This window comes from Roseovarius albus (assembly GCF_900172335.1).
Lineage (GTDB): Bacteria > Pseudomonadota > Alphaproteobacteria > Rhodobacterales > Rhodobacteraceae > Roseovarius > Roseovarius albus.
Window position 1 is genome coordinate 263,070 of record NZ_FWFX01000006.1, and the last position, 24,511, is coordinate 287,580.

The 24,511-nt window shown below is 55.7% G+C and carries 21 protein-coding genes; 11 read left to right on the forward strand and 10 right to left on the reverse strand.

The window, feature by feature from the left end; all coding sequences use genetic code 11:
* Positions 1–38 precede the first annotated feature (38 nt).
* On the forward strand, positions 39–2,405 hold the full coding sequence (locus tag ROA7450_RS11610; protein ID WP_085805879.1) for a xanthine dehydrogenase family protein molybdopterin-binding subunit: 2,367 nt from the start codon (positions 39–41) through the stop codon (positions 2,403–2,405).
* 11 nt (positions 2,406–2,416) lie between these two features.
* Entirely contained in the window at positions 2,417–3,202 is a 786-nt protein-coding gene (locus ROA7450_RS11615; RefSeq protein WP_085805882.1) for an FAD binding domain-containing protein, read from the forward strand.
* A gap of 265 nt (positions 3,203–3,467) precedes the next feature.
* Here the strand turns inward: ROA7450_RS11615 and ROA7450_RS11620 are convergent, their stop codons facing one another.
* Genes ROA7450_RS11620 through cobA form a run of 3 tightly spaced genes read right to left on the reverse strand, consistent with a single transcriptional unit; the run spans position 3,468 to position 6,870 of the window.
* Positions 3,468–4,691: an MFS transporter gene (locus ROA7450_RS11620; RefSeq protein ID WP_085805885.1), complete on the reverse strand. Its 1,224-nt coding sequence runs from the start codon at positions 4,689–4,691 to the stop codon at positions 3,468–3,470.
* Between the two features lie 41 nt (positions 4,692–4,732).
* The gene (locus tag ROA7450_RS11625) at positions 4,733–6,022 is read right to left on the reverse strand and encodes a cobyrinic acid a,c-diamide synthase CobB (RefSeq protein WP_085805888.1); all 1,290 of its coding nucleotides are present in this window, start codon (positions 6,020–6,022) and stop codon (positions 4,733–4,735) included.
* Entirely contained in the window at positions 6,019–6,870 is an 852-nt protein-coding gene (gene cobA / locus ROA7450_RS11630; protein ID WP_085805973.1) for a uroporphyrinogen-III C-methyltransferase, read from the reverse strand. Before cobA ends, ROA7450_RS11625 begins: the two co-directional genes overlap by 4 nt.
* A 170-nt stretch (positions 6,871–7,040) precedes the next feature.
* Between cobA and ROA7450_RS11635 the strand changes: the two genes are divergently transcribed.
* The 4 genes from ROA7450_RS11635 to ROA7450_RS11650 are packed head-to-tail and all read left to right on the forward strand — an operon-like array spanning position 7,041 to position 10,103.
* Positions 7,041–8,087: a cobalt-precorrin-5B (C(1))-methyltransferase gene (locus tag ROA7450_RS11635; RefSeq protein ID WP_085805975.1), complete on the forward strand. Its 1,047-nt coding sequence runs from the start codon at positions 7,041–7,043 to the stop codon at positions 8,085–8,087.
* Entirely contained in the window at positions 8,084–8,815 is a 732-nt protein-coding gene (locus ROA7450_RS11640) for a cobalt-precorrin-6A reductase (RefSeq protein WP_085805891.1), read from the forward strand. The genes ROA7450_RS11635 and ROA7450_RS11640 overlap by 4 nt, the downstream gene beginning before the upstream one ends.
* Positions 8,815–9,441 carry a DNA-3-methyladenine glycosylase family protein gene (locus tag ROA7450_RS11645; RefSeq protein ID WP_085805893.1) on the forward strand — a complete coding sequence of 209 codons (627 nt, stop codon included), beginning with the start codon at positions 8,815–8,817 and terminating at the stop codon, positions 9,439–9,441. The genes ROA7450_RS11640 and ROA7450_RS11645 overlap by 1 nt, the downstream gene beginning before the upstream one ends.
* A complete protein-coding gene (locus tag ROA7450_RS11650) occupies positions 9,438–10,103 on the forward strand; it encodes an alpha/beta hydrolase (RefSeq protein WP_085805896.1) in 666 nt (221 codons plus the stop codon). Before ROA7450_RS11645 ends, ROA7450_RS11650 begins: the two co-directional genes overlap by 4 nt.
* 128 nt (positions 10,104–10,231) lie before the next feature.
* Here ROA7450_RS11650 and ROA7450_RS11655 read toward each other — a convergent pair whose 3' ends face one another.
* From ROA7450_RS11655 to purL, 6 genes are all read right to left on the reverse strand, one after another.
* Positions 10,232–11,233, reverse strand: a complete 1,002-nt coding sequence (locus ROA7450_RS11655) for a Hint domain-containing protein (RefSeq protein ID WP_085805898.1) — start codon at positions 11,231–11,233, stop codon at positions 10,232–10,234.
* Between the two features lie 473 nt (positions 11,234–11,706).
* Complete coding sequence (gene grxD / locus ROA7450_RS11660) at positions 11,707–12,069, reverse strand: Grx4 family monothiol glutaredoxin (protein WP_085805901.1); 363 nt, start codon at positions 12,067–12,069, stop codon at positions 11,707–11,709.
* Positions 12,070–12,162: 93 nt separating this feature from the next.
* Entirely contained in the window at positions 12,163–12,408 is a 246-nt protein-coding gene (locus tag ROA7450_RS11665; RefSeq protein WP_085805903.1) for a hypothetical protein, read from the reverse strand.
* A complete protein-coding gene (locus tag ROA7450_RS11670; protein WP_085805906.1) occupies positions 12,408–12,650 on the reverse strand; it encodes a BolA/IbaG family iron-sulfur metabolism protein in 243 nt (80 codons plus the stop codon). Before ROA7450_RS11670 ends, ROA7450_RS11665 begins: the two co-directional genes overlap by 1 nt.
* An 82-nt stretch (positions 12,651–12,732) precedes the next feature.
* Positions 12,733–13,314, reverse strand: a complete 582-nt coding sequence (locus ROA7450_RS11675) for a hypothetical protein (protein ID WP_085805909.1) — start codon at positions 13,312–13,314, stop codon at positions 12,733–12,735.
* A gap of 87 nt (positions 13,315–13,401) precedes the next feature.
* Entirely contained in the window at positions 13,402–15,567 is a 2,166-nt protein-coding gene (purL, locus tag ROA7450_RS11680) for a phosphoribosylformylglycinamidine synthase subunit PurL (protein ID WP_085805911.1), read from the reverse strand.
* Positions 15,568–15,712: 145 nt separating this feature from the next.
* On the opposite strand from purL, the gene ROA7450_RS11685 reads away from it, so the two are divergent.
* Positions 15,713–16,744, forward strand: coding sequence for a pyridoxal-phosphate dependent enzyme (locus tag ROA7450_RS11685; protein ID WP_085805913.1), 1,032 nt, complete (start codon positions 15,713–15,715; stop codon positions 16,742–16,744).
* Positions 16,741–17,871, forward strand: a complete 1,131-nt coding sequence (locus ROA7450_RS11690; RefSeq protein WP_085805915.1) for a M24 family metallopeptidase — start codon at positions 16,741–16,743, stop codon at positions 17,869–17,871. The genes ROA7450_RS11685 and ROA7450_RS11690 overlap by 4 nt, the downstream gene beginning before the upstream one ends.
* A gap of 298 nt (positions 17,872–18,169) precedes the next feature.
* Here the strand turns inward: ROA7450_RS11690 and ROA7450_RS11695 are convergent, their stop codons facing one another.
* Positions 18,170–19,075, reverse strand: a complete 906-nt coding sequence (locus tag ROA7450_RS11695) for a LysR family transcriptional regulator (RefSeq protein ID WP_085805917.1) — start codon at positions 19,073–19,075, stop codon at positions 18,170–18,172.
* Between the two features lie 166 nt (positions 19,076–19,241).
* Between ROA7450_RS11695 and ROA7450_RS11700 the strand changes: the two genes are divergently transcribed.
* The 3 genes from ROA7450_RS11700 to ROA7450_RS11710 all read left to right on the forward strand — a co-directional run bounded on the left by ROA7450_RS11700 (position 19,242) and on the right by ROA7450_RS11710 (position 24,432).
* Positions 19,242–22,661 carry an indolepyruvate ferredoxin oxidoreductase family protein gene (locus ROA7450_RS11700; protein WP_085805919.1) on the forward strand — a complete coding sequence of 1,140 codons (3,420 nt, stop codon included), beginning with the start codon at positions 19,242–19,244 and terminating at the stop codon, positions 22,659–22,661.
* Positions 22,662–22,737: 76 nt separating this feature from the next.
* Positions 22,738–23,601, forward strand: coding sequence for a lysophospholipid acyltransferase family protein (locus ROA7450_RS11705; RefSeq protein WP_085805921.1), 864 nt, complete (start codon positions 22,738–22,740; stop codon positions 23,599–23,601).
* Positions 23,602–23,619: 18 nt separating this feature from the next.
* The gene (locus ROA7450_RS11710) at positions 23,620–24,432 is read left to right on the forward strand and encodes a glutamate racemase (RefSeq protein WP_085805923.1); all 813 of its coding nucleotides are present in this window, start codon (positions 23,620–23,622) and stop codon (positions 24,430–24,432) included.
* The last annotated feature ends 79 nt before the right edge of the window (positions 24,433–24,511 follow it).

Below are 24,511 nucleotides of genomic sequence, written 5' to 3' on the forward strand. Positions count from 1 at the left end.
GCGGGCGTGACCCGTAATTCCCAAGGGGAGGATTTGATATGCCAGCAGATGGAGGCATAGGCGCTAGCACCAAGCGGCGCGAAGACGTGCGGTTCTTGAGCGGAACCGGAAGATATACCGATGACATCAAATTGCATGGCGAAGCCCACGCGGCATTTGCGCGCTCTGACGTGGCTCATGGGCGCATCGTCTCAATCGATACGTCCCTGGCAGAAAGCATGCCCGGGGTACTGGCTGTGTTTACCGGAGAGGATTTTGTCGATGTTGGTGGAAACCCGGCAGGCTGGTTAATTCATAGCCGCGACGGAGAGCCAATGAAGGAACCTAAGCGGCCGGTTCTTGCCCATGGTAAGGTGCGTCATGTGGGTGACGCGTATGCAGCGGTGGTTGCGGAAAGGCTAGAACAGGCACGCGACGCAGTCGAAGCCATTGAAGTCGAGATCGAAGAAGTGTCCGCTGTGGTCGATATGTCGAATGCAGTAGCTGGCGAAGATCTCGTCCATGACGAGATTGGCACAAATGTGTGTTTCGACTGGGGCTGGATTGAAGATAATCGCGCAGCAACAGATGCGGCGATCAGTGCTGCCCCCCATGTCACCACGCTCAATCTCGTCAATAATCGTTTAGTCGCCAATCCGATGGAACCACGCGCTTCAATCGCAGATTATGATGCTGGCACTGGCGATTATACTCTTTATACAACGTCTCAGAACCCGCATGTTTCGCGTTTGTTGATTTGTGCGTTTGTTTTGGGAGTTCCTGAAAATAAACTCAAAGTTATCGCACCTGATGTAGGTGGTGGATTTGGGTCCAAAATTTATCACTATGGTGAAGAAGCGCTGGTGTTAACTGCGGCCAAAAAACTGGGGCGCCCAGTGCGTTGGACTTGCACCCGCAGCGAAGCGTTTATGGCTGATGCACAGGGGCGGGATCACGTTACAAAGATCGAGCTGGCCTGCGAAAAAGACGGTACATTCATCGCCTTCAGAACCGAGACTAATGCCAATGTCGGCGCGTATCTTTCGAACTTTTCAACGGTGACGCCGACCTTCTTGCATGGAACGCTGATGGCGGGAAACTATGCTGTGCCGAATGTCTACGTCAATGTGAAGGCTGTCTTTACCAATACTGCACCAGTTGATGCCTATCGTGGCGCTGGACGGCCTGAGGCGACCTATTCGCTTGAACGGGTGATCGATATGGCAGCGCGCGAATTGGGCATCGATCCGATTGAGATCAGGCGCAAGAATTTCGTGAAACCGGACCAGTTTCCCTTCGCTTCGGCGGCAGGCCTTGAATATGATACCGGAGATTATGATGCTCTTATGGATAAGCTTGAAGCGCTTGCGGATAGATCAGGCTTTGAGGCACGGGCCGAGGCGTCAAAGGCCAGCGGCAAGTTGCGCGGCTTTGGCGTCAACTCCTATATCGAGGCCTGCGGTATTGCGCCATCGAACCTTGTGGGCATTCTTGGTAGCCGGGTCGGGCTTTATGATGCCGCTACGGTACGTGTAAATGCCACCGGTAGTCTGTCGGTTATGGTTGGCGCACATAGTCACGGGCAGGGACACGAAACGGCCTTCCCGCAAGTCGTGAGTGAAATGCTGGGCATTGACCCGACGTCGATTGAAATTGTTCACGGGGACACTTCGAAAATTCCATTTGGAATGGGCACTTATGGCTCGCGATCTCTTGCAGTTTGTGGGTCCGCCGTTGTCCGCGCGACGGAAAAGATTATCGATAAAGCGAAGAAGATTGCAGCGCACATGTTAGAGGTATCTGACACGGATATTGAATTTAAGGATGGTCAGTTTTCAGTTTCGGGTACGGACAAATCCGTTGCATTCGGCGATGTGGCGTTCAAGGCTTACGTCCCTCATGGCTATCCTGTTGAATCTCTGGAACCAGGGTTGGAAGAGACGGCGTTTTATGATCCGGCTAACTTTACCTATCCTGCTGGCGCCTATGCCTGCGAGATCGAGCTTGACCCTGAAACAGGCAAGGTCACGATTGAACGTTTCGCTGCGGTCGATGATTTCGGTAACGTGATAAATCCGATGATCGTTGATGGTCAGGTCCACGGCGGGATCGCGCAAGGGATCGGTCAGGCATTGCTAGAGGGTTGTGTCTATGATGAGAATGGTCAGCTACTCAGCGGTTCCTATATGGATTACGCCATGCCGCGAGCCGATGACCTGCCTTTCTATTCTGTGGATCATTCATGTCAGACGCCTTGCACGCATAACCCCTTGGGCGTCAAAGGCTGTGGCGAGGCAGGGGCAATCGGATCACCGCCGACAGTCGTCAATGCGGTGATTGATGCGTTGCAACGCGCAGGTCACGATATCACACACATCGATATGCCACTGTCGCCGTCGCGCGTCTGGTCTGCGATGCAAGGGTAAGGAGCAAGATCATGTATGCATTTGATATCGAACGCCCAGCCACCATCGCCGACGCGATTGCCGCGATGAAGGGCGAAGACGCGCAGGCGCTTGGCGGTGGGCAAACCCTGATCCCGACATTGAAGCAACGTCTTGCCATGCCAAGCAAGTTGGTCAGCCTGTCTGGGATTGAGGAAATGCGCGGGATTTGCCGCGAGGATGAGGGGCGGATTTGCATCGGAGCGTCAACGACCCATACTGAGGTGGCAGCGGGCGTGGAGGGCTATGCCGCACTTGCTTCGCTGGCAGCTAACATCGGCGATCCGGCAGTGCGCAATCGCGGGACCATTGGCGGTAGCCTTGCCAATAATGATCCTTCTGCCTGTTACCCGGCTGCTGCGCTAGGGTCTGGCGCAACGGTGGTCACGGACCGGCGAGAGATTGCCGCCGATGATTTTTTCGACGGGCTGTTTGGTACAGCGCTGGAAGAGGATGAAATCATCATAGAAGTGCGCTTTCCGGTGCCGGAAAAAGCGGGCTACATAAAATTCGAACAACCAGCCTCGCGCTTTGCACTTGTTGGTGTGTTTGTCGCAAAGTTTGCAGATGGCGTGCGTGTGGCCGTGACCGGCGCGTCCGAAGAAGGTGTATTCCGCTGGTCGGAGGCCGAGGCTGTGCTGAGTTCCAATTTCGCGGCGGATGCTCTGGACGGCGTCGCATTGCCCGGATCAGGCATGATTTCGGACCTGCATGGGTCAGGCGACTATCGCGCGCATCTGGTGGGGGTTTTGACCCGTCGTGCTGTATCTGCTGCCTGATTTTTGTAAAATAGCGCGCGCCTGTCGGTGCGCGCTTGAAATCTCGTCGTTCGCCTGAGGCTTCCTCTTCGGATGTGCCACCGGTGAGGATATTTCTTGCCGAACGAAGATGAATCCTCCCTCCGAAAGTTATACCAAAGGACTTCACTTGGCGTAGCCATCGGTGTCCCCGCCTGCGCCGCAAACACAGCTTCGCAATGAATAGTACACAATCCGTCTATTTCATCTGACCACAAATATCTCGGGGTCTGGGACAGCGCCCCAGTTATGCGGTTTCCTTGGGTTGCATCACCAGCCAGATCAGCGCGCCACCTGCCAAAGCCAGGCAGGGAATCATCGCAAGGTTGACCGAAGCCCAGCCGGTTTGCGCGTCTCCGCCCGAACAGTTCATTAGGCCACCTGAAGAGAGCGAGGCCAGTGTTACGGTGCCAAAGACGATTAGATCATTGAGGCCTTGCATTCGACCGCGTTCTTCGGGCGTGTGGGCGCTTGCCAGCATAGAGGTGGCTCCGATGAAACCAAAGTTCCAGCCCAAGCCGAGTAGGATCAGCGCAATGAAGAAGTTCTCAAGTTCCACACCTTGCAGGGCAACAACACCCGCGCTGGCGAGGATCAACAACCCCAGCCCGACAATCTTTTCGACGCCAAATCGTGCGATCAAATGACCGGTGAAGAAAGAGGGAGCAAACATTGCCAGCACGTGGCCAGTGACCACATCGGCGGCGTTGTTTTGTGAGAAGCCGCAGGCTACGACAGCCAGTGGAGTGGATGTCATAACCAGATTCATCAGCGCGTAGCTTACGGCGGCACAAATTACGGCGACGGCGATGCGCGGTGTGCGCAAAAGCTCAAGGCGGCTGCGACCAGCTGGCAGCTCCTGAGATGCCTTGGCGGGTTTGGGAATATCGAGGAACAAAAACAGCAGCGCGCCGACCATGTTAAGGCCAATTACCGCCAAATAGGTGCCCATGAAAGGGATGACCATAAGCTGACTTGTGACCTTGACCAATTGCGGACCGATGATGGCGCTGGCAAGACCACCTGCCATGACGTAGGAGATCGCTTTGGGGCGGAACTCTTCACTGGCTGTGTCGGTGGCAGCAAAGCGATAAAAGCCCTGCGCGGACATGTAGACTCCGGTGATCAGGCTGCCGAGCAGGAAGATGGGGAAGGAAGCAAGGTAGAGACCATAGGCCCCGATTGCTCCTCCGGCTGCTCCGGCCATAGTGCCCAAGAGGAACCCGGCACGACGTCCATACCGTTGCATGAAAGCTGACAGCGGGGTAGCGGCGCACATCGATCCGAGAACGATCAGGGAAATCGGCAAGGTAGCAAAGCAAATGTTGCTGGCCAGCGTTTGCCCGGCCAAACCGCCAACCACAAAGACCATGGCCATTTGTGCGCCCAAAATGGCTTGTGCCAAGACCAGCACGATGACATTGCGCACGGCTTTGTCTGGCGTTGGGATATCTGCGGTTGATGTGCTCATGCGCAAGGCTTACGCCCGTGCTGCACGAACGTCCAGCGGTTTCAAAGCGGGGCAATAATGTGTGCGAAGGAGCCGCTGACATTGCCGTTGGTCAGGCCCATGTCTGGAAGGGTCGTGCCTTCGGCATCGGTTGCGCTGAACAAAGGCGGCCCGTCGGCGCTGAGCGTGGTTGCATAGTGGAATTCATGCGCGGCGAATTTCCCGGGCACATCCGGGTTAAGGCTATTGAGTGTGCGGTATCCCAGATGCAGGCGGCGTTCCGCAAAGCTGGTTTCTAACGGCAGCAGGCCTGCCATCTTGTGTCGCGTTCCATTTGCATCGGTTAGTCCGGTGCCCAGTGTCATGTAGCCACCGCATTCGCCATAAATCTCAGTTGTTTCAGCGGCTTTTCTCAAGCTGGCCAGAAAGGTTTCTGCGGATGCGAGGCGTTCGGAGTGCAATTCAGGGTAACCGCCGGGCAGATAGACCCGATTTGCCTTCGGGACGGGATCGTTATTCAAGGGCGAAAAGAAATTGAGCGTAGCACCACGTTGTTGGAGAGATTGCAACTCGTGCGGATAGCTGAAGGCAAAAGCTTCATCCCGCGCGATGGCAATCGTTGTGTCGGATAGATCCTCGGGATGGAGTTCGGCAATTGTCCCAATGGGCTGTGCGAGGGTTTGGATGGCGTCGAGATCAACCGTGTCTGCTACGAGTTTTGCGGCTTGATCAAGAAATGCATTGAGATCCTTGTGTTCTCCGGCCTGCACCAGCCCGAGATGGCGGGAGGGCAGCTCAAGCGAGGCGGATCGGGGGATCGCGCCGAGTACGGGAATACCCGTTGGTGCCAGCGCGACTTCCAGCATACGTTTGTGGCGGTCGCTGCCTACACGGTTTAAGATGACACCGGCAATTTTGATGTTTGAGTCGAACTTGGCAAAACCCTGTACCATCGGGGCAATCGAATGGGCCATGCGGGCGGCATCAACCACCAAAACGACAGGCAGATTTAGCAGGCGAGCCAGATCGGCGCTTGCACCTTTACCCGTTGGGGGCGCGCCATCAAACAGGCCCATAGCGCCTTCTAGGATCATCAGGCCGGGGCCGGTGGCGAGAGATTTGATGTGTGCCGGGGACATGGCCCAGGCATCCAGATTGAAGCTGGGTTGACCGCAGGCCGCCTCGTGAAAGCGGGGGTCGATGTAATCGGGGCCGGATTTGGCTCCGCGCACAGAACCATATCGGCAGGTTTCACGCAGAGCTCGCAACAGGCCCAAAGTCACTGTGGTTTTGCCGCTGCCGGAGGATGGCGCCGCGATGATCAGGCCATGTCCTTGTGTTTCAGGTGTCATGCGCTTTCGGCGGGGCGACCCCGGCCCAGCGGATCAAGGTCACGGGGGGCATCACCCGCAATCATGCCTTGCCAATCCAATACCTGTCGCATCAGGACAGACCGACCGATGCAGAGAATGGCCGGGGGTTCCAGACCACTGTCATCGATGTCTTTTGCCAGCGCACCGAGTGTTGATTCAAGAACCTTCTGATCGTTAGTGGTAGCAGAACAAACCACAGCACAGGGCTCATCCGTAGGGCGGCCAGCGTCCAACAGCGCGTTGGCGATGCGGTCGACGTGTTTCATCCCCATGTAGATCACGATAACCTGACTACCTTGGGCGATGGCTTGCCAGTTGAGCGACGACGGGGTTTCGCCCGATTGATCATGGCCCGTGACAAAGGTCACGGATTGGTTCACATCGCGGTGGGTGACCGGCACACCGGCATAGGCCAATCCGCCGATCCCCGCGCTGATACCAGGGATGATGCGGATAGGCACACCGTGTTGCACGAGAGTCTGGGCCTCTTCGCCGCCGCGACCAAAGACAAACGGGTCACCACCCTTCAGGCGCAACACGCGTTTGCCCGCTTGGGCCAACTCCACCAAATGCAAGGAGATGTCACGTTGTTTGGCGCTTGGTTTGCCGCCGCGTTTTCCTGCGTAGATGTGCTCGGCTTGCGGAGCCCATTCCAGAATACAGTCTTGAACCAAGGCGTCGTAAATCACTACGTCGGCCTGTCGCAGTGCATTCAAGGCGTGCAGGGTCAAAAGCCCCGGATCACCGGGGCCCGCACCGCAAAGCCATACCCAGCCGGGTTGCAGCTCGGGCCAAGTTGAATCGGGCAGGGTCAGTGTATTGCTCATGAGCGTTTTATGCCGTGGTTTTAAAGTGCGAAACGGTTTGCGACCGACCATATATTCGCGTTGCAACGACATTGATACCGCGAAATGCAGGAAATTACATGGAATATTGCAGGGCATGTTGTGTTGATTTGCCGTTGTTTGCGGCTAAGCCCCATGCCTATAGTCGCGCCATGAGCCGGAAACCCGATACCCCATTGCGCCGTGGCTGGACCACGGGGGCCTGTGCCACCGCTGCAACGCGGGCGGCTTTGATGGGGTTTTGGGGCGAGGGACGGCCGGATAAGGTGCGAATAACTTTGCCAAAAGGCGAACGGCCCGAGTTTGAAATTGCCCATTGGGAGCAGGGTAAGGATTGGGTTGCAGCTGGTGTGATCAAAGACGCTGGTGATGATCCGGATGTGACGCATCAGGCCCTGATTATTTCGCGAGTTTCCGCCTCTGATGGTGGCGTGCTGTTTCGCGCGGGCCAAGGTGTTGGAATGGTGACAATGCCGGGCCTGCCGATACCGGCGGGGGAGCCTGCGATCAACCCGGTGCCACGCCAGATGATGGCAGAAACCGTATCTGAGATGGCAAGGAGATTGTCGCAAGCACCTGATGTTGAAGTAGAAATAAGCATCCCGAATGGCGAGGCCTTGGCACAAAAAACCTGGAACCCGCGCCTTGGAATCAAGGGTGGCTTGTCAATTCTGGGGACCACAGGAATTGTACGCCCGTTTTCGTGCGCCGCTTGGATCGCCTCGATCCACCGGGGTGTGGATGTGGCACGAGCGGACGGGCTTACACATGTGGCGGGTTGTACCGGCGCGACCAGTGAAAAAACGGTTAAGGATCTTTATAGCATGCCCGATCATGCGATGTTGGACATGGGCGATTTCGCTGGTGGGATGCTAAAATATATTGCCAAGAATCCCGTGCCTCGGGTGACGATCGGTGGCGGGATCGGCAAGCTGACAAAGCTGGCACAGGGGGCGCGAGATTTGCACTCAGGGCGTAGTCAGGTGGACTTCGTCGCATTGGCAGACGTTCTAAAGGTGAGTGATGTAAGATACATGAATACAGCACTTCAAGTTTATGAAAATGTTGGGGAAAAATTCTCTGAATGGGTGGCGATTGAGGCGTTGGGAAAGATGCAAGATATGCTGCCGAAAGACATCCAAACCGACATTATTGTGATTGATCGTAAGGGCTCCATTTTGGCAAGGACTGGCACATGACACTTTTGTTGTTGGCGGGTACCAGTCAAGCGCAGAAGATCGCGGCGGAATTGGCAGCGCAGGGATGTGATGCGATTGCGTCTTTGGCGGGGGTGACACGCAGCCCAAAAGCAATAGGTATTCCAACCCGTGTGGGTGGGTTTGGAGGATCGGAAGAGTTTCGCAACTATCTGACAGATAATGAAATTACTGCCGTCTTGGATGCAACGCACCCTTTTGCAGCAGATATCTCATCGCGCAGTTGCTCCATCTGCCGGGATGAAGGCGTTCCCTATTGCCAACTGCTGCGCCCGGGATGGGAGCCGATCGATGGCGATCGCTGGACGCTGATTGACCGGGAAGAGGATGCAGTTCAACACATCGCACCCGGGTCCACGGTGTTTCTGGCCACTGGGCGGCAGACCTTGGAGCGGTTTGAGAACCTGTCGTCCTGTCGTCTGATCTGTCGTCAGATCGACCCGCCCGAAGGGCCATTTCCGTTTGGAAATGGTGAGTTTTTGATCGGACGTCCGCCGTTCTCAGTGGAAGAAGAGGTATGCCTTTTCAAAGAGTTAGGTGTCGATTGGTTGACGGTGAAGAATGCAGGTGGACAAGCGTCATATTCCAAGCTCGAAGCGGCGCGGCAGCTAAATATTCGCGTTGCGATGATCCGGCGTCCACCACTTTTGGAGGGGGCGACAATCGTTGAAACCGTTGAGGCCGCGCTGGATTGGGTGGGGCGCCAGTGATGGAAGGCATCATCAAAACCCTGGAGGATGTCGAAGCGGGTGCTGATTATCTGGCCTCGATATGCCCGCGTATGGCGCATGCGCGAGAACTGACGGGCCTTTTACCACTTAGGCGCAAGCCGGATGGGTTTGCGAATTTGTTGAATGCGATTGTTGGTCAGCAGGTGAGCGTTGCTTCGGCCAATGCGATCTGGGGGCGGATGAAAGATGCAGGGTTGACCGGACCGCGCAAGATCTTGTGGGCCAGAGACGATGACTTGCGTGAAGTGGGTTTAAGTCGTCAAAAAATAAGATATGCCAAGGCCTTAGCGGAGGCGCGGATTGATTATAAGGCATTGCGCGATGCGCCGTCAGACGAGGTGATCAACACGCTTGTGCAGGTGCCGGGCATCGGGGCGTGGACGGCAGAGATTTATGCAATGTTCAGTCTGGGCCGGGCAGATGTGTTTGCACCGGGCGATTTGGCCCTGCAAGAGGCAGCTAAAGTTCTTTATGAATTGCCGGAGCGGCCAAAAGAGAAAGAATTCAGACAGTTATCAGAAGCCTGGCGGCCTTATAGATCGGTTGCAGCGCGCATTCTTTGGGCGTACTACCGGGTGGATAAAAACAGGGAAGGGATCAGATGACGCGGGTTTTGCAGGCAGGGCGAAAAGAGCCACTTTCGGGGGAAACGCGATCAATCGTGGTGTTTTTGCATGGCTATGGCGCGAACGGGGCGGATTTGCTGGGGCTGGCGGACCCGTTGGGAGAGCACCTGCCAGATACGTTGTTTGTGGCCCCGGACGCACCGGAAAGCATTCCGGGCATGCCGTTTGGACTTCAATGGTTTCCGATCCCGTGGATTGATGGATCGTCTGAGGAAGAGGCGCAGCGGGGGCTGATGGCGGCCTCGGATGACTTGAATGCCTTCCTTGATGCGCTGATGGTAGATGAGGATGTTCTGCCAGAACAGGTTGTTTTATTTGGATTTTCCCAAGGAACAATGATGGCGTTGCATGTCGCGCCGCGTCGCGAAGATGAGGTGGCTGGCATTGTCGCTTTCTCAGGTCGTTTGTTGTCACCGGATCTGTTGGAGGACGAAGCGATCAGCCGACCACCAGTTCTGCTGGTGCATGGGGATGCGGATGATGTTGTTCCACCACAGTCCCTGCCGGAGGCGGCTGAGGCGCTGCAAGCGGCAGGATGGAAAGACGTCTATGCGCATATCATGAAAGGCACGGGGCATGGAATTGCACCGGATGGGCTACAGGTCGCGCTGGCGTTTATGCGGGACAAATTGGGGCTCTAAATCTGTACAACTTGTACAAGTTGTACGTGGGTTTTGTATAAAAGCAGCCAAACGGAGAATTCCATCATTCTAGAAGGGATCGGCGACGCACAGTTTGGCACAGTCGGATTCGCGCATGTTGATGTATTTCAGGCCCGTTCTTGGCGCATGGTCGCGGCGTTATACAGGCATGCACTGTTTTTCTGGTGTCGCTCAATCAATTTGCGCTGGTGTTTGCCTGACGGAATGTAAGCCGCAACATCGGGGATGTAGTGGCTTTGTGCGATTTCGGGTTTTAGTTTCAAGATCTCATCAGCAGAGGTCTGACTGATCAATCTGAGGGCTTCGCGTCCCGTATAGAAACTTTCAGTTGGTGCATCTTCGGCAAAAATGATTTCGTGTTGGTCAAAAAGCAGGTGGTAATACTCAACGGATCGCAGATCAGTGATTTGACGGATACCATTATAGCCAAGCAACTTGACCGCAGACACGAAGACTTCGGAGGTTTCAAACATACGGGCGGCAATTTTTGAGGACACCAGCATGCGGTGTTGGCGTGACACGCATAAATCCCGGCTAGGCAGGCCCAATCCTAACGAGTGGGCCGGTATCTTCACGGGATACAGTTTATCTGCATTTTCTGAGGATAGGTCTGCAAATGAGACAAAGCTTTTGCCAATCCAAAGGAGGGGCCTGTATCCATGATTTTGGGTTTTAATCAGGTCTCCGGCGCACAGGGTTTCAATTGGAGTCGACCCATTGATCGTCTCGATCAGAGTGCCCGATGTGAAACAGGTGATGTCTTCCCAGTTAAATCCACTACTGAATTCCTGCCAGCCTCCGAGCGAGTCTAGTACAGAGCCGTCATCAAAATTGGAGCCCGGTAACGGGGCAAAAATGAAGTTGCTTCCGGTGAACCACAGTAGAAAATCTTCAGTATGAGATGTCCCGCCAGAATCAGTAAATGTCAGCTCGTATGTGCCGCCTCGAGGATTGGTGTAGGTTGTTCCACCGATTTCTAGGGTTTCAGTGAAATCGTCGGTGAAATAGGGCGACATTGTTGGATCGTCGTCAGTGATCGTAATCGTCGAAAGAGTGGTTGCACTTCCTAAACCGCTCCATACCCAACCATTTATTTCATAGGTCGCCATCGTTCGCGCCCTCGAGTTTGTTTCGACGTTCTATGTCGAGTTGCTTGACTAAGGATATGATCTGCTTTCGGCTCATCCACCCCATTAGAGGAGTTCCAAATTCATGCAGCGAACTCTCTGAGGCTCTCTCAGTCTTCTTTTCAGGTGATGGGCCGGATGAGTGAATCATGTCTGCCGTTGCTTAAAATGCTTTCTAATTACCGTTACACTTATCTATCGCACAAAATTGTGTAAATTTTAAGGTCGATAAAATATAATAATTTCAGTTATTTATGTGATTTAAGGCGTTCTGAAATGGTGTGGTGTTCTTGATGAGCGAGGGCAGAAAATCCCCAATACCAGCACTAAACCGGAAAAAACATCAAAGGACACAGGGCAACAACCCATAGTCCGCTAGGGCAGGTTTTACAGCTGAATTTGGACATTGTGATAGGCAGCAAATCACAATCAGCTGTGGTTTGCTGCCGGGGGCCTTAGGCGTTAGCTTCGCGGATTTTGTCGGCGGCGTCTTTGTTGTAGGCAACGCCATTGTCGTCGAACAATGTGTCTAGCTCGCCCGACAGGGTCATCTCGGTGATGATGTCACAACCACCGACAAATTCACCTTTGACATAGAGCTGGGGCACGGTTGGCCAGTCGGAATAATCCTTAATGCCCTGGCGGACTTCTTCATCTGCCAGAACGTTGATGTCAGCATAATCAATGCCCATGTAGTTCAGCACGCCAGCGACGCGCGAGGAGAAGCCACATTGCGGCATGTCCTTGGTGCCTTTCATGTAGAGCACCACGTCGTTGGCTTTGACGGTTTCGTCGATTTGGGTTTTTACGTCGGTCATGTCTTGTTCCGTTCATAGGCGCGGCGTCGTTCACGCCGAAGATAAAGCTGTCTTAGCCATGAAATAGGCGTTTTGACCCAAATAAAAAAGGGGTCATTTTTTGTCGTCGGATTCTTTGGGTACAAAGAGCTTGTTATACTCCTGTGGATCCTTTGGCACCTTCCATGTCACGGCTTGCCCGCCGCCCACGCCAGAGGTGTAATCGCTGTGCAGGATATGATCACCAGTGCCCGGCTTGCTGCCGCGTCGGCCCGGAAAGCGGCGCTGGTTGGTGATGGCCAGCGCGATGGCGGCAATCACAACCAGAACCAGCAATATCAGGCCGAAGTTTGAAAGCATCAGTCAGGCGCTTTGGTGGTTAGGGCGAGGGCATGGAGATCGCCGCTGGGGCCGTCCATCTTGCCTTTGAGAGCGGCGTAGACGGCGCGTTGCTGTTGTACCCGGTTCTTGCCACGGAAGCTTTCGTCGATAACCTCGGCCGCGTAATGGTTTCCATCACCGGCCAGATCGGTGATGGTGATCTGGGCATCGGGGAAGGTTTCGCGAATGAGATTCTCGAGTTCCTGAGCTTGCATGGACATGGGTGTTCGTTCCTTTGAAGTCTTTTTACAAGATGTAGAACGCGTGGAGGCCCTGCGCAAGGTGAACCGAAGGAGTGGGGGATTAGATTTCTTGCCCTTTCTTCAACAGATCATCGATCAGTTTGCGCTGCAATGGGGCGCTGTCGCCGCCGCCATATTGCAATGCGCCACCGGAATAGAGTGTGCCGTATGTCTTAACCAGATTGACCACCTGCCCAATGCCGGAAATGAGCTGGTCTTTCTCAAGCGGGGAAAGCGGGTGGATGTAGATTGACCAGAGCGTGCCCTGCGCCATGGCATAACGCGCATCCAATGCGCTGTCGAAATTGGCCTGCATCAAGCGGCTGAGCTCTTTCTCAGGGACCTCGCTTGCGTTGCGGATGGGAGACAGGATACGCATGCGGTCAGATTTGGCATCTGTGACAATCAGCAGCTCAGTTTCGGCGATGGTGAATTTCCACAGTTTGCCGTTTGATTCAACTTCCGGGTCGAGAATGGTGATGATCTCGTTCATGCGCCCCAGCGTCATCGGAGCTTCGGGCGTGGCTGGCTGCTGTTCGGATTGGGCCTCTGACTCCGGGGCGGGTGCCTCAGATGGCTCTTCCTGCGCCATGGCGGCGAAGGGCAAAAGTGTCAGTGTGGCAGCGGCGAGCAGGTGTTTCATCGGGCATCCTTTCAGGGTTGCCCTCAATGTACATGGCTGCCCCGATTGGAACAGCCACGCTAAAGGAAACGTGATCGGCTGTGGGTTTTAGTCGAACAGCTCGCCAAAGCGGCCGCGGAACAGGTCAGACAGCTCAGCCAGAGGGGCCTCGGCATCGCCAAATTTAACAGTATCACCCATGAAACGGCCAACCGATTGGAGGGTAACGCCAGCCTGACCGGCGGCGATCATCAAAGCTTCGGCTTGATCAAAGTTACAGGCGATCAGATAGCGACCTTGGTCTTCACCAAAGAGGAAGGCGGTGTCGCTGCTATCAAGACAAACGCCCACATCGCCAGCTTCGGCCATTTCAAATGCCGCCAGGGCCAAACCGCCATCTGACAGGTCAGTGCAGGCCTTGATCCACTGGTGGTTGGCGCGGATGAAGTCGCCGTTGCGTTTTTCGGCGTCCAGATCAACAGCAGGGGCGTCGCCCTCGGCGCGGTTGAAGACCTCGGCCAGCAGGGCTGACTGCCCTAGATGGCCTTTGGTTTCGCCGATAACCAGCGCGACGTGACCGTCACGGGCCACATCGGTGATGGCGGTTTCAGGATCGGTGATCAGGCCAACGGCGCCAATGGTTGGGGTTGGCAGGATCGCCTGACCGTCGGTTTCGTTGTAGAGCGAAACGTTGCCAGACACGATTGGCACGTTCAGGGCTCCAACCGCCTCGCCAATGCCTTTGATCGCGCCGACGAACTGGCCCATGATTTCGGGCTTTTCGGGGTTGCCGAAGTTCAGGTTGTCGGTGGTAGCCAGTGGCACCGCGCCAACGGCGGTCAGGTTGCGGTAGGCTTCGGCAACGGCTTGTTTGCCGCCCTCAACCGGGTTCGCCTTGACGTAGCGCGGGGTCACGTCCGAGGTGAAGGCCAGCAATTTTTCAGTACCGTGAACACGGACCAGACCACCGCCTTGGCCGGGACGGCGGGCGCTGTCGGCCATGACAGAGGTGTCGTATTGCTCAAAGACCCATTGGCGCGAGCAGTAGTTGGCGGATGTCAGCAGGGCCTTGAGGCCATCAACCGGGTCAACAGATGTAACTGTGTCGGGATCGAGTGTTTCGGCTGGTGTGGGTTCAATCCAAGGGCGGTCGTATTCTGGGGCCGAGCCGGCCAGCGTGGCCAGTGGCAGGTCGGCTTTGACCTCGTTGCCGTGCATGATCAGGAAGCGGTCTTCGGCGACGGTTTCGCCGACGATGGCAAAGTCGAGGTCCCATTTCTCGAACACAGCGCGGGCCTCGGCCTCTTTTTCGGGCTTGAGCACCATCAGCATGCGTTCTTGTGACTCTGACAGCATCATCTCGTAGGCGGTCATGTTGTCTTCGCGCTGTGGCACGTTGTCGAGTTGCAGTTTGACGCCAAGGTTGCCTTTGTCGCCCATTTCCACAGCAGAGCAGGTGAGGCCCGCAGCACCCATATCCTGAATCGAGATCACGGCACCGGTTTGCATCAGCTCTAGAGTGGCCTCCATCAGGCGCTTCTCAGTAAACGGATCACCAACCTGAACGGTGGGGCGTTTTTCTTCGATCGTGTCGTCGAACTCCGCTGAGGCCATGGTTGCCCCGCCAACGCCGTCACGGCCAGTTTTGGCGCCGAGATACACAACAGGCATGCCAACACCGGAGGCGGCGGAGTAGAAGATCTTGTCGCTGTCGGCGAGGCCCGCAGCGAAGGCGTTCACAAGGCAGTTGCCGTTATAGGCGGGGTCGAAACGAACCTCGCCGCCCGCACATGGCACGCCAAAACAGTTGCCGTAGCCGCCAACGCCCGCGACAACACCGTGCACCAGCTGACGGGTTTTGTGGTGGTCAGGCTCGCCAAAGCTGAGCGAGTTCATCGAGGCAATCGGACGCGCGCCCATTGTGAAGACGTCGCGCAGGATGCCACCCACGCCGGTGGCAGCACCTTGATAGGGCTCAATATATGACGGGTGGTTATGGCTTTCCATTTTGAAGATCACAGCCTGACCATCGCCGATATCAACCACGCCGGCATTTTCACCAGGTCCGCAGATCACCTGTGGGCCGTCGGTGGGCAGGGTGCGCAGCCATTTTTTTGAGGACTTGTAAGAGCAGTGCTCGTTCCACATCGCCGAGAAGATGCCCAACTCGGTAAAGGTGGGTTCACGACCGATGATTTCCAGAATGCGCTCATATTCATCGGGCTTAAGACCGTGGGCTTCGATAAGGTCGGGCGTGATGGCCGGTTCTTGCATCTGGGACTGATCCTCGGGTGGCTGGTTTTGTGGCCTCTTTAGGGCATTGTGCGTCAGGGGGAAAGAGGCTGTGTGAGGTAAGATGTCAGTGCTTGACGTAAGCTAGATTTTCCCATCCTGTGGGCGGCAAGAGAGAGGAGACATCATGGACATCATCGAGAACCCGCATCGCGGCACAGGCCTCACGGATGGCGACCTGTCGAACATCCCTTATCCAAGCGTGGATGCCGCCGCTCCGGCGGCGTTGATGGCACGGTGTTTTGGTTGCAAGGAAACGCCGCTGCATGCGCTGGATGCGTTTGGCACCAAGCTGTGGGTCAAGGATGAACGAGGTCGGATGGATCTGGGGAGCTTCAAGGCGCTTGGTGCGGCTTATGTCATTGCGCATCAGGCGGCTGAAACTGGCGCGGACGATCTGTCAACAGCCCTGTCGGGCCGGGTTTATGTCACCGCAAGTGCCGGAAATCATGGGATGTCTGTAGCGGCTGGGGCAGCCCAGTTTGGCGCGCAGGCGGTGGTCTTTCTGGCGGAAACCGTGCCAGAGGGCTTTGCCGAACGCCTGCGGGGTTTGGGTGCCGACGTCGTGCGTGCCGGGGCTGAATATGAGGCCAGCATGGCAGCGGCGCTGAAGGCGGCGGATGACAATGATTGGACTTTGTTGTCAGACAGTTCTTGGCCCGGTTACTCCGAGTTGCCGCATCGTTTGATGGAAGGCTACACTGCTATGGCTGCTGAGGTCGTAGCGCAGATACCAGAGGCGCCGACGCATATCCTGTTGCAGGCTGGCGTCGGTGGGTTGGCAGGGGCCTGCGCGGCCTATTTTCGTTCCGCCTGGGGGAATGAGCCGCGAATCATCGTGGTAGAGCCAGAGTTTGCGCCGGCACTGAAAGAAAGCGTCGAGGCCGGGCACATGGTCAGTACGCAAGGGCCAGTGTCGAATATGGGGCGACTGGATTGCAAAGAAGCATCTTTGATTGCGCTCAAAGGCCTGTCGCGCGATGCGGATGCCTTTGCCTTGATTTCCGAGGAGGAAGGTCATGATATCCTGCCCAAGATTGCCGAGCTTGATTTGGCGTCGACTGAATCGGGAGCCGCAGGAATTGCTGTGCTTGATTTGATGGAACTGGGTCCCGAGGCGCGGGTTCTGTGCATTCTGAGCGAAGAGGCTGAAGCATGACGCGCGGGTTTCCTGAGGCCGAGTTCCGCACACGGGTCAGCAATGCACAGGCTTTGATGGCCGCGCAGGGCTTGGGGGCAATTTTGATGACTACTGAGCCGAATGTCCGCTATTTTAGTGGTTTCCTCACGCGATTCTGGGAGAGCCCAAGCCGCCCGTGGTTCTTGATTGTGCCTGCCGCAGGTGAGCCGATTGCGGTCATCCCATCGATTGGGTCCGTGTTGATGGGGCGTGGCTGGGTCAAAGATATCCGCACTTGGTCAGCTCCGAACCTTGAAGACGACGGAGTCACGCTTTTGGCCGATACCCTGCGCGAAGTCGGCGGTCCGATTGGCGTGCCATCGGGGTACGAGACGCATTTGCGAATGCCTTTGGCCGACTTTGAACGCGTCAAAACCCTGAGCGGATTGGAATTTACCGGTGATGCCGGGATTGTGGCTGATCTGAGGGCAGTGAAGTCCGAGGCGGAGATTGCCAAGATCGAAGTGGCCTGTGGCATTGCTGCGCGCTCCTTTGCCCGAATGGGTGAGATCGCGCGTGAAGGCATATCAGTTGAGCAGGTCTTTCGCGACTTTCAAAGGTTGCTACTGGAAGAGGGGGCCGATTGGGTGCCCTATATCTCGGGCGCGGCTGCACCGGGCGGGTATGACGATGTGATCTCACTTGCGTCACCCGATCCGATGGCGGCGGGTGATGTTCTGATGCTGGACACCGGGGCCATTTGGGATGGCTATTTCTGTGATTATGATCGTAACTTTTCCATTGGTAAGCCGTCTGAGGCCGTACAATCGGCGCATGCGCGTTTGATTGACGCAACCCATGCAGGGCTGGAGGCCGCGCGCCCTGGAGTCACCGCACGCGATGTTTGGAGAGCGATGGCGGATATAGCGGGCGCAGGCGAGGAAGCAGGGCGACTAGGCCACGCGCTTGGAATGCAGTTGACCGAAGGGCTGTCCCTGACACCTCGCGATGAAACCGTGCTGAAACCCGGTATGGTGATCACATTGGAGCCGGGCACCCAAGTGTCACCCGGAAAGATCATGGTACATGAAGAAAACATTGTGATCACCGAGGGGGTTCCAAGGGTGATTTCGCCGCTAGCTGATCCGGAAATCGTTCAGATATAAAAAGTTTTGATTGTGCAAAAAAAAGGGGCCGAGCTATAAGCTCGGCCTTAGTCCAACAGGGAGGTATGAGAGTAACGCGGCTTGCGCTGTTACTGTCATGAGATGCAGATAGGGATCTGTGGTTTCACATTCAAGAAAAATCAAACAAACATTATGTCATGTCCGCTATGCAGTTATTGCATGGGTAATGTTTTTGAACAAAAAAATTACTAAATATTTGAATTTAATATTAATTCATTTCAAGGGATGGTCGCTCAGGCTTGTGGCGAAACTGCAACAGCTTTGAGTTGAGTGAGATTCATTCAGCGGCTTGCGCCCGTTCACGTTTTCGGTGGGCGATGATCTCGTCTTTGACGAAGTCGTTGAAGGCTTCGATCCGCTTGGAATGGCGCAGCTCCTCGGGGTAGGCGAGATAGACCGGTACGTCGCTGGATTGTACATCGGGCAGGATGCGCACAACCTCGGGATAGTCCTGCATCAGGTAGTCGGGCAGCACACCGACCCCAAGGCCGTGCCGCACGGCCTGCAAAACGCCGTAGTAGTTGTTGACGGTGAGGCCGACCTGAACGTTGTGAGTCATCAGATCGCGGATCAGGCGGGCGCCTGCGCTGATTTGATGGGCGTTGGGGCTTTGACAGATCAGGCGATGGGATTTCAGATCTTTGAAGTCCTGGGGCGTGCCGTGCTGCTCCAGATACTCTCTGGAAGCATAGAGCCGCATATGCACGTCCATCAGGCGCTTGCGGATAAGGTCGGCCTGGCTGGGTTCTTTCATGCGAATGGCGACATCCGCCTCGCGCATGGGCAGGTCTAGCACGCGTTCTTCGAGCATTAGGTCGATTTTAAGATCCGGGTATTTTTCGTACAGTTGGGGCAGACGCGGGGCCAACCAGAGCGTGCCAAAGGCATTTGTGGTGGTGACGCGGATTTCGCCAAAGATCTCTTCCTCGCTGTCATGAATGCGGGCGGTCGCAGTATCGAGCCGTTTCATCATGTCTTTGGTGGCCTCAAACAGCAATTCACCCTGTTCCGTGAGAATCAGTCCGCGGGCATGGCGGTGAAAAAGGGTGGAATCGAGCGCCTCTTCGAGGGCCCTGATCTGCCGCGAGACCGCCGATTGGGACAGGTGGAGCTGGTCGCCTGCATGGGTCAGGCTGCCGACATCGGCGACGGCGTGAAAGATTCTGAGCTTATCCCAATCCATATGCGACACTTTCGGCATGGTTTCATCTGATCAACGCAATAGCAGAAAACCGACGCAGAATCACAGGGTTGCGATGAAGTTTTGAAAAAATAGTTCTTTGTAGGTCATAAATTATGACCTAATATAGCGTTATAATACAGGGATAACCCGTGACCGGAGGTACGTTATGACCAGGCAGCAGGTTTCATTGGATGATCGTTTCGATCTGGATAAATCACAGATCTTGTTGAACGGAACACAAGCATTGGTGCGATTGGTATTGATGCAAGCCCAACGAGATCGCGCGGCGGGGCTGAAAACAGCAGGGTATGTTTCAGGATATCGTGGATCCCCTTTGGGTGCGGTAGATCTACAAATGCATCGGGCCGAAGCAAAATTGGCCGAGGCGCAGATCAAGTTTCAGGAGGGATTGAACGAGGATTTGGCGGCCACGGCGCTGTGGGGCACACAGCAGGCGGAGTTGCGCGGTGAGGGCAAATATGATGGCGTTTTTGGCCTCTGGTACGGCAAAGGGCCAGGTGTAGACAGGTCCGGTGATGTGATGCGCCATGCCAATATGGCGGGGACGTCGAAATATGGCGGCGTGTTGATGGCGATGGGAGATGACCACACCGGGGAAAGTTCAACCGTGTGCCACCAATCCGACTGGGCGATGGTCGATGCCTATATGCCGGTGCTGTCGCCTGCTGGTGTGCAGGAGATCCTGGACTATGGGCTTTATGGTTATGCCTTGTCGCGTTACGCCGGGGTCTGGGCTGGGCTGAAGCTGATGAAAGATACGGTTGAGGTAACCAGCGTTGTCGACGGGCGGCCGGACCGGATGCAGTTTGTTGATCCGGAGTTTGACATGCCGGACGGCGGGTTGAATATCCGTTTGCAAGATCATTGGATCCAACAAGAAGCACGGATCATTGATCACAAGAGGTTTGCGGCAGAAGCCTTTGCTCATGCAAATAAAATCGACAAACGAGTTTGGGGGAAGCGGGGTGCAAAAATCGGGTTCGTCGCAGCTGGTAAGAACTGGTTGGATTTGGTGCATGCGCTGAGCCTGCTAGACATTGATGCGTCTGAAGCAGAACGGCTAGGTATTACTACCTACAAGATTGGCCAGACGTTTCCGATGGATATGCACGGGTTTCACAATTGGGCCGAAGGGCTGGATCTGATTGTAGTGATCGAGGAAAAGCGCAAGCTGATCGAAGTGCAGATTAAAGAGGCGATCTTTGACGACCGGCGCGGGCGGCGGGTCTATGGCTGGTACAAAGGGGGCGCTGGCGGCTTGCACCAAGAAGAGCTGTTCCCAACGCGCATGGCACTGAACCCTGTTATGATTGCTGAAAAGATCGGTGGTATCTTGCAAGAAGAGGGCCGCAATACCGACCGGATGCAGGCTGGAATGGCGCGGATTGTTGAGGCGCGGCAGGCAGATAATGCCGAAGACATCGCAGCGCGCCTGCCGTATTTCTGCGCGGGTTGTCCGCACAACACATCAACCAAACTGCCGGAAGGCAGCCGGGCATATGCCGGGATTGGCTGTCATATCATGGCGATGTGGATGGATCGTGAAACCACCGGATACACTCATATGGGCGGTGAAGGGGCCAATTGGATTGGCGAGGCGCCGTTTTCCACCCGCGCGCATATTTTCCAGAACATGGGCGACGGGACCTATAATCATTCGGGGATCCAGTCGATCCGGGCTGCGTTAGCGACGGATGTGAATGTGACCTTTAAGATCCTTTACAATGATGCCGTGGCCATGACCGGCGGGCAGGCCAACGAGGGCGGGCTGGATGCGCCGCGTATCGTGGCAGAGCTGCGCGCGATGGGTGTGCGTGAGATTGCGGTTGTCTATGATGACAAGGAAGAAGTTGATCTGAAACAGTTTCCTGCGGGTGTTGAGGCACATGAACGTGCGGCGCTAATGCAGGTTCAGGAACGGTTTGCTGAGTTGGAAGGCGTGTCTGCGATTGTCTATATCCAGACCTGCGCCGCCGAGAAACGCCGCCGGCGCAAGCGAGGGGCGTTTCCCGATCCGGATCAGCGGGTTTTCATTAACACCGATATTTGCGAGGGCTGCGGCGATTGCGGCGTGCAATCAAATTGCGTGGCGATTGTGCCGGTAGAAACCGAATTTGGGCGCAAGCGTGCGGTCGATCAATCAGCCTGCAACAAGGATTTCAGTTGTCTGAAAGGGTTTTGCCCGTCGTTTGTGACGCTGAAGGGGGCAAAGCCGCGCAAACACGGTGGTAAGGCAGTTGAGATCCCGGAGTTGCCAACACCTACGCTGCCCGTGATTAAGGGCACGCATAACATCGTGATCACCGGCGTTGGCGGTACAGGGGTAGTGACGCTTGGGGCCATTTTAGCGCAGGCAGCTGAGATCGACGGAAAAGGCGCGGGTGTGATGGAGATGGCGGGCCTCGCGCAAAAGGGCGGCGCGGTGCACATCCATTGCCGTCTGGCGAACAAGCCCGAAGATATCAGCGCCATTCGAGTGGCTGTGGGTGAGGCAGATGCTTTGATTGGCGGCGATCTGGTGGTGAGCGCCGGGGCGCAGGCCCTGCGACTGACGCAGACGGGCAAATCAGGTGCGGTGGTGAACAGCCATGAAACCATGACGGGGGATTTCACCCGCAACACAGAGTTTCGCCTGCCGACCGAGCGCTTGGAACTGTCTCTGACGGCGCGATTGAAAGACCGCGCGCATCTGTTTGATGCGACGGTGCTGGCAACTCAGATCATGGGCGATGCGATTTACTCCAACATGATCGTGATGGGGGCGGCCTGGCAGGCGGGATTGATCCCGCTGAGTGCTGGTGCGATCCGGGATGCGATTGAGTTGAATGGCACCGCTGTGGAGCGGAATCTGCGGGCTTTTGAAATTGGTCGTTGGGCCGTGTGTGACCCAGAGGCTGTGATGGCGCAAGCGCATGTGGATGTGGTGGAACTGCCGAAGACTTTGGAAGATAAAATCACTTATCGTGCTTCGCATTTGGTAGATTATCAGGGGCGCCGGTTGGCTAAGCGTTATCGCAAGCTGGTCGACGGTGTTACGAACGCTGAGGTAAAAGAGGCCGTGGCACTTGGGTATCATAAACTCTTGTCTTACAAGGATGAATATGAGGTCGCACGGCTGTTGTTGCGGAGTCGAGAGCAGGCGGCGGAGAGTTTTGAGGGCGAGTTCGAGATGAGTTACCATCTGGCGCCGCCGATCTTTGGGGGTAAGGGGCCGGATGGTCGGCCACTGAAGCGCAAATTTGGCAATTGGCTGACTGGGCCGTTGAAAGTGCTGACCAAAATGACAGGCTTGCGTGGCACACCGTTTGACCCGTTTGGCTATTCGGCCGAACGCAAGATGGAGCGCGCGCTGATCCGGCAATATGAGGCGGATATGAGAGCGGTGTTAGCAAAGGTCTCAGATGACAACCGTGAGGCCGTGGTTGCGCTGGCGCGACTGCCTCTAAGCATTCGTGGATTTGGTCCTGTGAAAATGGAGAATGAGACCAAGGCTGCGAAACGACGCGAGGAATTATTGGCCGCAATCCGTGACGGAAATGCACCGCTAAGCCAAGCCGCGCAGTAGGGAGACAAGATTGTCATGACCCTGTGATGTTGGACGCGCTATAGGGTCTGGGTGAAATTTCAAGGGAATCGTGATCATGCCTTCCGCCGGGAGAGCCGCATCTGACATCAGCTATGCCTATTCTGCCCAAACCCGGAGTGGGCGGGCGATGATCCGTACGATGGAAAACCTGTCAGGACGCATGGGGTTGATCAAGCGCGCGGAAGGCTACGACGTAGACGTTGCCAACGGACGCGACTTCTGGGAAGTCATGGTGGAACGATACGGGCTGTCATTGGAGGTTTCTGGTGGTAGTCTGGATTCAATTCCAAAAGATAAGCCGCTGATTTTGATTGCCAATCACCCCTATGGCATTCTTGACGGGATGATGATGGGCCATATCTTGAGCCAGACGCGGGGCGATTTTCGCATTCTGGCCAATCACGTGTTTCGCAAGGCCGAGGACCTCAATCGGATCGTATTGCCGGTGAGCTTTGACCAGACCAAAGAGGCGATGCGCGTTAATCTGGAGACCCGCAAGAAGGCTCTGGAGTATTTGCAAAACGATGGCGCGATCGGAATTTTTCCGGGCGGGACGGTTTCGACCGCGCTCAAGCCGTTTTCACGCCCGATGGACCCAAGCTGGCGCGGTTTTACGGCGCGAATGATCGCCAAATCTGATGCAGTGGTGGTGCCGGTGTTTTTCGAGGGCCACACCAGCCGTTTGTTCCAACTAGCTAGTCATTTGCACGTGACATTGCGAATGGGTTTGCTGATCAAAGAGTTCAAAAAACGTGTTGATACGCCGGTCCGTGTGGTGATTGGCGATGTGATCGGGCGGGATGAATTGGGTGAACACGCCAAAGATGGCAAATCACTGATGGAATTCCTGCGACGCAAGACGTATGAATTGTCGCTAAGGCCCCTTGATCCGTATGAGCGGGGCTTTGAATTCGAATAACCGTGGGGCGCGCTAAACATGGCGATCGGGATTTTTGACAGTGGTTTGGGCGGTTTGACCGTACTTGAAGGCGTTGAGGCGCGGCTGCCAGATCTGCCTCTAGTCTATTACGGCGATAACGCACATGCGCCTTATGGCGTGCGTGATGCCGAGGACATTTACAATCTGACCCGTGAACATGTTTACAAGCTGTGGGAAAAGGGCTGCGATCTGGTGGTTCTGGCCTGCAACACCGCCGCAGCTGCGTCCTTGCGGCGCATTCAAGAAGAAGGCGTGCCCGACGGCAAACGTGTTCTGGGTGTGTTTGTGCCGATGATCGAAGCGCTGACAGAACGCCACTGGGGAGACAATTCACCACCGCGCGAGGTGGAAGTGAAGCATGTGGCGCTGTTTGCCACTCCTGCGACAGTGTCGAGCAGGGCATTTCAGCGCGAGTTGGCGTTTCGAGCGATTGGTGTGGATGTGGAAGCGCAGGCCTGCGGCGGGATTGTTGACGCCATTGAAGAGGGCGACATGATCCTGGCCGAGGCGCTGGTTCGGTCGCATGTTGAGGCGTTGAAGCGCAAGATGCCAAACCCGGAGGCGGCGATTCTGGGCTGCACACATTACCCGTTGGTCAAAGCGGCCTTTGAGGAGGCTCTGGGACCTGACGTGAAGGTCTACTCGCAGGCGGATCTGGTAGCTGAAAGCCTGGCGGATTACCTGACGCGGCACCCTAATATGCATGGCGAGGCGACGAAAAGCGCGTTCTTGACCACAGGCGATGCGAGGCGCGTGTCGGACCGGGCGACGCAGTTTTTGCGACGACAGATCACTTTTGAGGCTGCCTGAACGGGTGAGCTGTCGCGTCGCATTGATGCGGTGCCATGAATTTCCTAAATACACGACAAGACAAGTTTGAAAGGTCATG